The following is an 11392-nucleotide window of genomic DNA, read 5'->3' as shown; positions in this document are numbered from 1 at the left end:
CCCCCCCCCCCCCCCCCCCCCCCCCCCCCCCCCCCCCCCCCCCCCCCCCCCCCCCCCCCCCCCCCCCCCCCCCCCCCCCCCCCCCCCCCCCCCCCCCCCCCCCCCCCCCCCCCCCCCCCCCCCCCACGACCCGGGGCACGCAGGCGGCCGAGATCGCGAGATCTCGACCGGTCCTGCGCCGGTGGCCGTCAGGTGCCCAGCAGCTCCCGGACCAGCGCGCCGACCGCCGCGACCTCGATGAGGAAGCCGTCGTGGCCGTACGGCGAGCGGACGACGCGCAGCGGCACCCCGAGGGCGTCGGCGACCTCCCGCTGCAGCGCCGGCGGGTAGAGCCGGTCGCTGTCCACCGCCGCCACCACGGCGCGCGCGGTGACGCGGGACAGCGCCGCGGCCACCCCGCCCCGGCCGCGCCCGACGTCCCAGTCGTTCATCGTCCCGGTCAGCAGCACGTAGCTGCCGGGGTCGAACCGGGCGGCCAGCTTGTCCGCGTGGTGGTCGAGGTAGGAGGCCACGGCGTAGCGGCCGTCGTCCTGCACCGCCGCGCCGAAGCGCTCGTCGAGCTCGAGGGCGCTGCGGTAGGTGAGGTGGGCGATCCGCCGGGCGATGCCCAGGCCGGCGACCGGGCCGGGGCCGGGCAGGTAGTCCCCGCCGGCCCAGGCCGGGTCGGCGCGGATCGCGGCCTGCTGGGTGGTCTGCGTGCCGATCTGGTCGGCGGTGGCGGCCGCCCCGGAGGCGAGGAACAGCAGCGCCTCGACCCGGTCGGGCCGGGCGACCGCCCACTCCAGCGCCCGCATGCCCCCCATCGACCCGCCCAGCACCGCGGCCCACCGCTCGATGCCGAGCGCGTCGGCCAGGGCGGCCTCCACGGCCACCTGGTCGGCCACGGTGACCACCGGGAACCGGGAGCCCCACGGTGCGCCGTCCGGGGCCGTGGAGGAGGGACCCGTCGTCCCCTGGCAGCCGCCCAGCACGTTGGCGCAGACGACGAAGAGCCGGTCGGTGTCCAGCGCCGCCCCGGGGCCCACCAGGCCGGCCCACCAGCCCGGCGTCGGGTGGCCGGGACCGGCCGGCCCGGTGAGGTGGCTGTCCCCGGTCAGCGCGTGCTCGACGAGGACGGCGTTGCCGCCGCCGGGGGCGAGGGTGCCCCACGTCTCGTACGCCACCCGGACCGACGGGAGGGTCCCGCCGCGCTCCAGGCGGAGCGGTCCCTCCAGGTCCAGGAACCGCCGGTCGCCGGGCGGGTCGCCCTCGCGCCAGCCGCCCGGGCGCGGCGGGGCCCAGGCCGCGACCCGGGCCCCGCCCACCTCAGGCGCCCTTCGCCGCGCGGAAGCCGGCCTCCAGGTCGGCGATGATGTCGTCGATCCCCTCCAGCCCCACGGCCAGCCGCACCAGCCCCGGGGTCACGCCGGTGGTCAGCTGCTCCTCGGGGGTGAGCTGGGAGTGCGTGGTCGACGCCGGGTGGATCACCAGGCTGCGCACGTCGCCGATGTTGGCCACGTGGCTGTGCAGCTCCAGCGCCTCGACGAACCGCTTGCCGGCCTCGACGCCGCCGTGCAGCTCGAAGGTGAGCACGGCGCCGGCCCCCCGCGGGGCGTACTTCTGCTGCGCCGCGTGCCAGGGGGACGACGGCAGGCCCGGGTAGTTCACCCGGTCCACCGAGTCGTGGCCCTCGAGGAACTCCGCGACCCGCTGGGCGTTGGCCACGTGCCGCTCCATGCGCAGCGACAGCGTCTCGATGCCCTGGACGACGAGGAAGGCGTTGAACGGGGAGATGGCCGGGCCGAGGTCGCGCAGCAGCTGGACACGGGCCTTGAGCGCGAAGGCCGGCGCGCCCAGGTCGGCGTACACGACACCGTGGTAGGTGGGGTCGGGCTCGGTGAACTGGGGGAACTTCCCGCCGGTCCAGGAGAAGTTGCCCGAGTCGACGATGATCCCGGCGATCGCGGTGCCGTGCCCGCCCAGGTACTTGGTCGCCGAGTGCACCACGACGTCCGCGCCGAACTCGATCGGGCGGACCAGGTAGGGCGTGGCGATGGTGTTGTCGACGATGAGCGGGACGCCGTTGCGGTGGGCCACCTCCGACACCGCGCTGATGTCGAGCACGTCGCCCTTCGGGTTGCCGATCGACTCGGCGAAGAACGCCTTGGTGTTCTCCCGGACGAGCGACTGCCAGTTCTCCGGGTCGTCGGGGTCCTCGACGAAGGAGACGGTGATCCCCAGCTTGGGCAGCGAGTGGTGCAGCAGGTTGTAGGTGCCGCCGTAGAGCGAGGCGGAGGCGACGACGTGGCCGCCGGCCTCGGCGACGTTGAGGATCGCCAGGGTCTCCGCGGCCTGGCCGCTGGCGACCGCGAGCGCGGCGACGCCGCCCTCGAGCGACGCGACGCGCTGCTCGAGCGCGTCCTGCGTCGGGTTCATGATCCGCGTGTAGATGTTGCCCATCTCGGCCAGCGCGAACAGGTCGGCGGCGTGCTGGGCGTCGCGGAACTGGTAGGCGGTGGTGGCGTAGATCGGCAGCGCGCGGGCGCCGGTGGCCGGGTCGGGGCTGGTGCCGGCGTGGATCTGCCGGGTCTCGAAGCTCCAGCTCTTCGGGTCGGTCATGCGCCGGGTCTCCTCTCGGTCGGGAGACCCCGCGGCGCACGGAGGACTCCGTCCTTGCCGGGCGGCGGGCGCCGACCGGCCGGCTCTTCCCCTGGAGCACCTCGGACGGAGTCGAGGTTGCCGGGCAGCCAGCCAGGTGCTTGACGCTGCCTCTCGTGAGCCAGGCGCGATCATAGGAGGCCGGGGATCCGCCCGTCACACCGGTCACGGGCGCCCGCCCCGGTCAGCCGCCGGTCGTCGGCTCCGCCGGTGCCTCCGTCGTCCCCGGGCCGGTGGGCTCGGCCGGGGTCGTGGTCGACGGCTCCTCGTCGTCGGGGGAGCCGGGGGCCGGGGTGGTCGGGGTCCTGGTCGTCGGCCCGGTGGTGGGCCCGGTGGTGGGCCCGGTGGTGGGCTCGGTGCTGGGCTCGGTGGTGGACGGGTCCGTGGTGTCGGTCGGCTCGGCGGTCTCCTCGGGCGGGGTCGTCGCCGTCGCGGGGGCCTCGGAGGTCACCGGCGCCGGCTCCCCCGCGGGCGTGGCCGCCCCGGAGGGGGAGACCTCCGGCCGCACGTACAGGTAGAGGACGCCGAGGGAGACGAACAGCAGCGCCAGCACCACCGTGGAGGTGCGGGCACGGCCCAGGTGGTGCGGGATCATCCCGCGCAGGCCGGAGCGGCGCGGGGCGCCGTCGGGCGGCGAGGTCCGCACGCTGGGGGCGCCGCGGAGCTTGTCGTCGGGGGTCATCGGGCTCCCTCCGTGCGGGTACCGGCCGGCTGCGGCACGGGGCCGCCGTCCTGCTCGGACAGCGGCGCGGTCGGCGGGGTCGGCAGGTTGAGGCCCTCGCGGCGGAAGGCGTGGACGATGCGGGCGCGCAGGTCGCGGCCCACCTCGAACTGCTTGCCGGGCAGGGTGCGGGCCACCACCCGGACGTTGACCTGCTCGAGGTCGAGGGTCTCCACGCCCATGACGCTGGGCTGGTCGAGCAGCAGGGGGCGCATCCGCTCGTCGCGGAAGGCCTCGGCGCCCACCTGGCGGAGGATCTCGTTGACGCGGGTGACGTCCATCGCCGTCGGCACCGGGACGTCGACGACCGCGCGCGCCCAGTCGCGGGACAGGTTGACCACCTTGACGATCTGCCCGTTGGGCAGCGTCACCACCTCGCCGTCCGCCGAGCGCAGCCGGGTGATCCGCAGCGTGACGTCCTCGATCGTGCCCTCGGCCGGGTCACCGCCCCCCACCACCTGGATGGAGACGACGTCACCGAACCCGTACTGCCGCTCGGTGATGATGAAGAACCCGGCCAGCACGTCCCCGACGATCCGCTGGGCGCCGAAGCCGAGGCCCACGCCCAACACCGTGGCCGGCGCGACCAGGCCGGTCACCGGGATGCTCAGCCGGTCGAGCACGAAGAACACGGCGATCGTGTAGATCAGCACGATCAGCGTCCACCGGAGCACCTGGGTGAGCGAGTGCCGGTGCTTGGCCGCCTCGGAACGGACGAGCGCGTCGCCGCCCGTGGCGCGGGCGTCGATCCGGTCGGTGACGCGGTCGCCGACCCAGGTCACGAACCGGGCCAGCAGCACCGAGCCCAGGATGATGAGGACGATCTCGAGCCCGCGGCCGGCGAGCCACTCGAGCAGTGCGGTCAACGGTTCCATCGGTTCCCCAGCCTCTCCGTCCCGGCCGCGGCCCGCCAGCGATCCGGGGTGTGACCTCGTCCCCGCACCCCCGGGACACGCCCGGGCCGGGGTGGTCAGTTCCCGCGGCGGGTCTCCCACACCGCGAACGCCGTCCACGCCGCCCCGGCGACGGCCGCCACCACCCACACCCAGCGGATCGAGTCGGCCGGGTTGGACAGGACGAGCAGGACGGCGACGACGCACACGGCGCCGGCCAGCGGTGGCATGCGCAGCAGCGTGCCCAGCGTGTCCGGCCCCGGGACGGCGACGAACACGACCAGCGCCACGACCAGGAGGAAGCCGCACAGGCCGGCCAGGAAGGCCGCGGTGACCCCGTACTCGCCGGGCAGCCCGACCGCGCCGAGCCCGCACAGCACCGCCCCGAGCGCGAGACCCAGGAGCAGGCGGCGGCGCCGGCGGGACCAGGGCGGGCGGGGGTGGGTCACGGTGCGGGCCTCCTGGGCGACGGGTCCGGTCGGTCGGTTCGCGGTCGATGAGTTCTCGGTCCCGGCCCCGTCCTACCCCTGACGGGGCCGGGACACCTGCGGTCCCCGACGACAGGAGACGACCGTGCGGATGGTGTTCCTCAACCTGCCCGTGGCCGACCTCGCGGCCAGCCGCGCGTTCTACGCCGGGCTGGGCTTCTCGTTCAACGAGCAGTTCTCCGACGAGCGCACCGCCGCCGTGGTGGTCGACGAGAACATCGTCGTGATGCTGCTGACCCGTGAGCGGTTCGCGGAGTTCGTCTCCGGCGAGGTCGGGGACCCCGCGGCCGCGACCACCCAGCTGACCGCGCTGTCCGCGGGCAGCCGGGACGAGGTCGACGCGCTGGTGGAGCGGGCGCTGGAGCACGGCGGCAAGCCGTGGCTGCCGCCGCAGGACCACGGGTTCATGTACGGCGCCAGCTTCACCGACCCGGACGGGCACGTCTGGGAGGTCGTGTGGATGGACCAGCAGCACGTCGTCGACTGAGGCCGGTAGGGGGCACGGGCCGTTATGGGGACTACCGTACGGCTCGTGTCCCGGCCCGCACTCGGCTACGCCACCACCGTCGGCGCGGCGGCGCTGTTCGCCGTCAACGGCACGGTCTCCACGCTGGCGCTGGAGGCCGGGCTGCCGCCGACCCGGCTGACGGCGCTGCGCTGCACCGGAGCGGCGGTGGTCCTGGTCGCCGCCCTCGCCCTGCTGGCGCCGGATCGGCTGCGGCCCTCGCGGCGCGAGCTGCCCCTGCTGGCCGCGCTGGGGGTCGTCGGCATCGCGCTGACCCAGTTCCTGTACTACGTGGCGATCGGCCGGCTGCCGGTCGGCATCGCGCTGGTCTTCGAGATGACCGCCCCGGTGCTCATCGCCCTCTACGTGTGGGTGGTCCGCCGGGAGCGGGTGCGCCGCCGGCTGTGGACGGCGCTGCTGCTGTCCCTGTCCGGCCTGGTGTTCGTCGCCGAGGTCTGGGAGGGCGGCGGCTCGCTGGACCCGGTCGGGGTGGCCGCCGGGCTGGCCGCCGCGGGCTGCCTGGCCACCTACTACCTGCTCGGCGAGCGCGGCACGGGCACGCGGGACCCGGTCACCCTCACCTGCTGGGGCTTCGTGGCCGCCGCCGTGTTCTGGGGGGTGGCGGCGCCGTGGTGGCGGTTCGACGCCAGCGTCCTCGCCGAGCGGGTGCCGGTCTCCCTCGGGGCCGTCACCGTGCCGCTGTGGCTGCTGGTGGCCTGGATCGTCGTGCTCGGGGCGGTGGTGCCGTTCTGGCTGTCGATCGCCGCGCTGCGCCACCTGCCCCCGACGACCGCCGGGCTGGTCGCCACGGTCGAGCCGGTGTTCGCCTCGGTCGTGGCCTGGCTGTGGGTGGAGCAGGTGCTCACCGGCTGGCAGGTGCTCGGCGGGGTCGTCGTCCTCACCGGGATCGCGCTGGCGCAGACCGCACGCACCGCGCCCACCCCCGCGCCGCAGCCGGAGACCCTCGCGCCGTCGTGAGCGGAGTGGGAGGGGCGCGTTCTCCGCGCCCTCCCACTCCGGCCGGGGATCAGGGGGTGACGTCCTCGGCGGCCTCGAGCCAGCCGGCCAGCTCCTCCATGTAGGCGGCCTGCGCGGCGTGGTCCATGCCGACGTACTTCCACGGGTGCACCTGGCCGGACTCCACCGCCGGCAGCAGCGCCGCGGTCGGCTGGGCGGCGATCTCCTCCGGGGTCATGCTGAACCGCAGCGAGTACAGCAGCACGTCGCTGGGGTGGCCGGGCACCTCCTCCCAGCCGACGGTCTCCCAGAAGTAGCCCTCGCCGCCCGGGTCGACGAACCGGACGCCGAGGTCGGAGTACAGCCGCAGCGCCGGGTCGTCGGGGGCCTTGGCCATCCACCAGCCGTCGGCCTCGGTGGCGTAGACCGGCAGCACGGTGATCCCGCTCGCCGCCGCCTCGGTCAACCGCGCCGAGGCCGCCGCGAAGTCCGCCCGGGCCGACTCGACGAGGTCGGTGTCCGCGCCGAGGGAGTCGGCCAGCTCGACGGTCCGCTCGATGACGTCGGCGGCCGAGCCGCGGTAGCCGATCGCGATGATCGGCGCGATCTCGGCGACCTGCTCCTGCTGCTCGATCGACTCGAAGCCGTAGAGGGGCTGGCCCTCGTCGAAGCTGCCGGAGGAGTCGACCGGGTAGACCGAGGTGACGATGACGTCCGGGTCCGCGGCGGCGAGCCGCTCCAGGTCGATCTGGCCGTAGCTCTCCCCGACGATCTCCAGGTCGCCGAGGTCGCGGCCCTCGAAGGCGACGTCGTCGGCGGCGGAGGTCTGCCCGAACGCGGCCACCGGCTCGACGCCGTAGTTCCACAGCGAGGCCACCACGTCGTTGAGCCCGGCCACCCGGGTGGGCGTCTCCTCGAGCTCCACGGTGGTGCCGAGGTCGTCGGTGAACTCCCAGGCGGCACCGCCCTCGGCGGCCGCGGGGCCGGTGAGTTCGCCGGAGCAGCCGGCCGCCGCCAGCGCCGCGGCCAGGGTGAGCGTGGCGCCGGTCAGGCGGCGCGGTCTGCGGTGCAACGGATCTCCTCGTGGTCCGGGACGGGGCTTCCCCCTCGGGCGGAAGGCAGGTTAGCCTCGCCTTACCCGGTGGCCGCAAGGGGTCGCCCCGGACGGGACGGAGCCCCTGCATGACCGTCGCCGAGCAGGCCGAGGTCGTCTCCGCCCCCGGGTGGCAGTTCTTCGACGTGGAGGTGGCCGCCGTCCGGCGGTTGTCGCCGAGCTTCGTCCGGCTGACGTTCACCGGCCCCGGCCTGGAGGGCTTCGGGCTGGCCGGGGACGACCAGCGCTTCAAGCTGGTGCTCCCGCAGGACCCCGCGGGGATGCGGCGGCTGGTCGACCGCGGGGCGGGGTGGTACCCCGAGTACTGCGCGATGCCCGAGGAGCAGCGGCCGCACATCCGCACCTACACCGTCCGCGCCGCCCGGCCGGAGCGGGCCGAGCTCGACGTCGACGTCGTGCTGCACGGGGTGGACGACGGGCACGCCGGGCCGGCCGCGTCCTGGGCGGCCACCGCCGTCCCGGGTGACCGCATCGTGCTGCTGGGCCCCGACCGGCCGGGCCGCGGCCGGATGTGGGGCGTGGAGTGGGCGCCCCCGCCCGCGGCGCGCACCCTGCTGCTGGCCGGCGACGAGACCGCCGTCCCGGCCGTCTGCGCGATCCTCGAGACCCTGCCGGAGGGGCCGCGGACCGTCGCCGCGCTCCTCGAGGTGCCGTGTGCCGCCGACGCGGTGAACCTGGGGCTGCCGCCGGGGGTCTCGGTGCGCTGGCTGGCCCGCGACGGTGCCGCCCGCGGGTCGCTGCTGGTGCCGGCGGTGCACGCCGAGCTGTGCCGGCTGGGGGTCGCCTCCGGCGCCGCACCGGGGGCGGTCGACGACGTGGACGTGGACACCGGGCTGCTCTGGGAGGTCCCCGAGGGCGGGCGGGACGACGGCGGGGCCGTGGCGGGCTGCTACGCCTGGCTGGCCGGCGAGGCCGGGGTGGTCAGGGAGCTGCGCCGCCGGCTGGTCGGCGACCTCGGTCTGCCCCGCGGCTCGGTGGCCTTCATGGGCTACTGGCGCGAGGGCCGCGCCGGCTGACGCGGTCGCGGGGCGCCCCGCAGGCCCCCGGGGGTGAGGCCGGTGCCGCGGCCCGGCGCGCGGTCTCAGCGCAGGCGGCGGACCGGCACCACCATCGGCGTGCCGGCGACCGGGTCGGGCACCACGCGGGCCTCCAGGTCGAAGACGTCGGCCAGGAGCTGCTCGGTGATCACCTCGGCCGGGGTGCCAGAGGCGACGAGGACGCCGTCCTTCATCGCGACCAGCCGCTGCGCGTGGCGCGCCGCCAGGTTGAGGTCGTGCAGGACGACGACGACGGTGCGGCCGCGCTCGGCGTGCAGCCGGCCCACGAGCTCCAGCACGTCGATCTGGTGCGAGAGGTCCAGGTAGGTGGTGGGCTCGTCGAGCAGCAGCAGGTCGGTGCCCTGGGCCAGGGCCATGGAGATCCAGGCGCGCTGGCGCTGCCCGCCCGAGAGGGCGTCGACGGGGCGGTCGGCCAGCTCGGACATGTCCGTCCAGGCCAGCGCCTCGGCCACGGCCGCCTCGTCGCCGCGCGACCACTGCCGCAGCCAGGACTGGTGCGGGTGCCGGCCGCGGGCGACCAGGTCGGCCACCGTGAGGCCCTCGGGCGCCACCGGGGTCTGCGGGAGCAGCCCGAGCACCCTGGCCACCTCGCGGGTCGGCGTCCGGGCGATGGACCGGCCGTCGAGCAGCACCTGCCCCGACGAGGGCCGCAGCAGCCGGCCCAGGGCGCGCAGCAGGGTGGACTTGCCGCAGCCGTTGGGGCCGACGACGGCGGTGAACGAGCCCTCGGCGAGCTGCAGGTCCAGGTCGCGGACCACCACCCGCTCGTCGTAGGCGAGGCTCACCGACTCGGCGGCGAGGCGGGTCCGTCCGGTGCTCGTCACGGGCTTCTCCACGACAGTGGTCACAGCGTCGATCGCCGCCTTCCTCGGACGAGCAGCCACAGCAGGTAGGGGGCGCCGACCGCGGCGGTGAGGATGCCGACGGGCAGCGCCTGGGGGAGCACGGTGCGGGTGAGCAGGTCGGCCCCGACGACCAGCACGGCGCCGAGCAGCGCGGAGGTCACCAGGGGTGGTCGCGAGTTGTCGGTCAGCCGCAGCGCGATCTGCGGGACGACCAGGGCGACGTAGGCGATGGGCCCGGCGGCGGCGACCGCGGCCGCGGTGAGCAGCACCGCGACCAGCACGACCACGGCCTGCGTCCCGGTCAGCCGCAGCCCCAGCCCGCGGGCGGTGTCGTCCCCGAACTGCAGCGCGCCCAGCGCCCGGCTCGTGGCCAGCGCCACCGGCACCAGCACCGCGAGGGAGACGGCGAGGGGCACCGCCTGGTCCCAGGTGCGCGCGTTGAGCGACCCGGTGATCCACACGTAGGCCGAGGCGGCGTCGTAGATCTCCGCGCGGGTGAGCAGCCAGTCGGTGAGCGCGGCCGCGGCCGCCCAGAGCGCGATGCCCACCAGCACCAGGCGGTAGCCGTCGATGCCGCGCCGCCAGGTCAGGCCCAGGAGCAGCAGCCCGGTGGCGAGCGCGCCGAGGAGCGCGGCCAGCGGGATGCCCAGCCCGCCGAGCAGCGCCCCGGCGCCCGTGGTGCCGCCCAGCACGATGGCGGCCACCGCACCGACCGAGGCGCCCTGGGTGATGCCGAGGATGTCGGGGGAGGCCAGCGGGTTGCGGGCGAAGGTCTGGAACAGCGCGCCGGCGATGCCGAGGGCCAGGCCCACGAGGACGCCGACGACGATCCGGGGCGCCCGCAGCTGCAGCACGATGAACGGCTGGTTGCCCTCCCCGAGCCCGACCAGCGTGCGCAGCACGTCGGCCAGCCCGATCGGGAAGTCGCCGCGGCCGAGGCTGACCGCCCCGAGGAGCACGAGGACGGCGGCGGCGACGGCGGGCACGACCACCTGCCGCCAGCGGACCCGGGCCGAGACCGGGCCCAGCCGGACGACGGCCTGGCCCGGCGCGCGGAGCCCGGCCGGGGCGGCGGGCTCGCGGGTCGTCGTGCTCACGGGCCGACCATCCGGCGCCGGCGGATGAGCGCGATGAAGAACGGCGCGCCGACGAGGGCCAGCACGATGCCCACCTGCAGCTCCCCCGGGCGGACGACGACGCGGCCCACCACGTCGGCCAGCAGCAGGAACACCGCCCCGGTGAGCGCCGCGCAGGGGACCAGCCAGCGGTGCGACGGCCCGGTGAACGCCCGCACCACGTGCGGCACGACCAGCCCGACGAAGGCGATCGGCCCGCAGGCCGCGGTCGCGGCGCCGCACAGCAGGGTGACCGCCACCAGGCCGACGCTGCGGGCCAGCCAGACCCGCTGCCCCAGCCCGCGGGCGACGTCCTCGCCGAGGCCCAGCAGGTCGAGCGCGGGCGCGTTGGCCAGCGCGAGCACGAGGCCGAGGACGATGAACGGGGCCACCTGCCAGGCGACGTCCGCCCCGCGGCCGGCCAGGGCCCCGACCACCCAGAACCGGAAGCTGTCCAGGCTCTGCGAGTCGCTGATGAGGATGGCCCGGACCAGCGCGAACAGCAGCGCGCTGAGCGCCGCCCCGGCGAGGGCGAGGGTGACCGGGCCGGCGCCGCCGCGGCCCACCGAGCCGAGCAGGAAGACCAGCACGGTGCCGACCAGCGCGCCGGCGAAGGCGAACCACACGTAGCCGGACGGGCCGGCGATGCCGAGCAGCCAGATCGCCAGGACGACGCCGAGCGACGCGCCGGCCGTGACCCCCAGCAGGCCCGGGTCGCCGAGCGGGTTGCGGGTGTGCCCCTGGGTGAGCGCGCCGGCGGCGCCGAGCGCCATGCCGACGAGCAGCCCCAGGACCGTCCGGGGCAGCCGCAGCTCCCGGACGATCACCGCCTCCTCGCTGCCGGCGACCGGGTCGGTCAGCGACTGCCAGACCGTGCCCAGGCCGATCGAACGGGTGCCGACGGCGATGCTCAGCGCCGCGACGGCGACCACGAGGACGACGAGGACGAGCAGCCCGGTCGACCGGGCACCCGGCCCGCGGAGCAGCCCGTGCCGACGGCCGACCGAGGCGCCGGTGGGGAGCGCGGCGTCGGTCGTGGTCGACACGAGCGGCTCCCGG

The 11392-nt window shown here is 76.1% G+C and carries 12 protein-coding genes and 1 riboswitch; of the genes, 3 read left to right on the top strand and 9 right to left on the bottom strand.

Going from position 1 to position 11392, the window contains the following annotated elements:
• Nucleotides 1-188: 188 nt before the first annotated feature.
• The 5 genes from metX to ACI8AC_RS11240 form a co-directional block, all read right to left on the bottom strand.
• Nucleotides 189-1304: a homoserine O-acetyltransferase MetX gene (gene metX / locus ACI8AC_RS11260; RefSeq protein ID WP_456897852.1), complete on the bottom strand. Its 1116-nt coding sequence runs from the start codon at nt 1302-1304 to the stop codon at nt 189-191.
• A 1-nt stretch (nt 1305) separates the two neighbouring features.
• The gene (locus ACI8AC_RS11255; protein ID WP_456897851.1) at nt 1306-2598 is read right to left on the bottom strand and encodes a bifunctional o-acetylhomoserine/o-acetylserine sulfhydrylase; all 1293 of its coding nucleotides are present in this window, start codon (nt 2596-2598) and stop codon (nt 1306-1308) included.
• A 45-nt stretch (nt 2599-2643) separates the two neighbouring features.
• Nucleotides 2644-2759: riboswitch (SAM riboswitch) on the bottom strand.
• 62 nt (nt 2760-2821) lie between these two features.
• On the bottom strand, nt 2822-3319 hold the full coding sequence (locus ACI8AC_RS11250) for a hypothetical protein (protein ID WP_456897850.1): 498 nt from the start codon (nt 3317-3319) through the stop codon (nt 2822-2824).
• Nucleotides 3316-4233 (bottom strand): mechanosensitive ion channel family protein, encoded by a 918-nt coding sequence (locus tag ACI8AC_RS11245; RefSeq protein WP_456897849.1) that lies wholly within the window; start codon nt 4231-4233, stop codon nt 3316-3318. Before ACI8AC_RS11245 ends, ACI8AC_RS11250 begins: the two co-directional genes overlap by 4 nt.
• 95 nt (nt 4234-4328) lie before the next feature.
• The gene (locus tag ACI8AC_RS11240; RefSeq protein ID WP_456897848.1) at nt 4329-4700 is read right to left on the bottom strand and encodes a hypothetical protein; all 372 of its coding nucleotides are present in this window, start codon (nt 4698-4700) and stop codon (nt 4329-4331) included.
• A gap of 130 nt (nt 4701-4830) precedes the next feature.
• Between ACI8AC_RS11240 and ACI8AC_RS11235 the strand changes: the two genes are divergently transcribed.
• Together ACI8AC_RS11235 and ACI8AC_RS11230 are read left to right on the top strand one after the other, a co-directional pair.
• Nucleotides 4831-5226: a VOC family protein gene (locus ACI8AC_RS11235; RefSeq protein WP_456897854.1), complete on the top strand. Its 396-nt coding sequence runs from the start codon at nt 4831-4833 to the stop codon at nt 5224-5226.
• A 45-nt stretch (nt 5227-5271) separates the two neighbouring features.
• A complete protein-coding gene (locus tag ACI8AC_RS11230; protein ID WP_456897847.1) occupies nt 5272-6222 on the top strand; it encodes an EamA family transporter in 951 nt (316 codons plus the stop codon).
• Between the two features lie 49 nt (nt 6223-6271).
• Here ACI8AC_RS11230 and ACI8AC_RS11225 read toward each other — a convergent pair whose 3' ends face one another.
• Nucleotides 6272-7273 carry an ABC transporter substrate-binding protein gene (locus ACI8AC_RS11225; RefSeq protein WP_456897846.1) on the bottom strand — a complete coding sequence of 334 codons (1002 nt, stop codon included), beginning with the start codon at nt 7271-7273 and terminating at the stop codon, nt 6272-6274.
• 110 nt (nt 7274-7383) lie between these two features.
• On the opposite strand from ACI8AC_RS11225, the gene ACI8AC_RS11220 reads away from it, so the two are divergent.
• A complete protein-coding gene (locus ACI8AC_RS11220; RefSeq protein WP_456897845.1) occupies nt 7384-8331 on the top strand; it encodes a siderophore-interacting protein in 948 nt (315 codons plus the stop codon).
• A 65-nt stretch (nt 8332-8396) separates the two neighbouring features.
• On the opposite strand, the gene ACI8AC_RS11215 is transcribed toward ACI8AC_RS11220, so the two are convergent.
• From ACI8AC_RS11215 to ACI8AC_RS11205, 3 genes are read right to left on the bottom strand one after another with little or no spacing between them, the layout of a single operon-like run.
• A complete protein-coding gene (locus tag ACI8AC_RS11215) occupies nt 8397-9197 on the bottom strand; it encodes an ABC transporter ATP-binding protein (protein ID WP_456897844.1) in 801 nt (266 codons plus the stop codon).
• A 20-nt stretch (nt 9198-9217) separates the two neighbouring features.
• Nucleotides 9218-10315 (bottom strand): FecCD family ABC transporter permease, encoded by a 1098-nt coding sequence (locus tag ACI8AC_RS11210; protein ID WP_456897843.1) that lies wholly within the window; start codon nt 10313-10315, stop codon nt 9218-9220.
• A complete protein-coding gene (locus ACI8AC_RS11205) occupies nt 10312-11379 on the bottom strand; it encodes a FecCD family ABC transporter permease (RefSeq protein ID WP_456897842.1) in 1068 nt (355 codons plus the stop codon). The genes ACI8AC_RS11210 and ACI8AC_RS11205 overlap by 4 nt, the downstream gene beginning before the upstream one ends.
• Nucleotides 11380-11392 lie beyond the last annotated feature (13 nt).

This window comes from Geodermatophilus sp. SYSU D00758, from assembly GCF_054049955.1.
The sequence above is the reverse complement of the archived record's forward strand: the minus strand, read 5'-3'. Positions and strand labels throughout refer to the sequence as shown.

Excerpts from the sequence above, each read along its gene's own strand:
- ACI8AC_RS11250 (WP_456897850.1), bottom strand. The coding sequence starts at position 3,319 with ATGACCCCCGACGACAAGCTCCGCGGCGCCCCCAGCGTGCGGACCTCG.
- ACI8AC_RS11220 (WP_456897845.1), top strand. The coding sequence starts at position 7,384 with ATGACCGTCGCCGAGCAGGCCGAGGTCGTCTCCGCCCCCGGGTGGCAG.
- ACI8AC_RS11255 (WP_456897851.1), bottom strand. The coding sequence starts at position 2,598 with ATGACCGACCCGAAGAGCTGGAGCTTCGAGACCCGGCAGATCCACGCC.
- ACI8AC_RS11235 (WP_456897854.1), top strand. The coding sequence starts at position 4,831 with ATGGTGTTCCTCAACCTGCCCGTGGCCGACCTCGCGGCCAGCCGCGCG.
- ACI8AC_RS11245 (WP_456897849.1), bottom strand. The coding sequence starts at position 4,233 with ATGGAACCGTTGACCGCACTGCTCGAGTGGCTCGCCGGCCGCGGGCTC.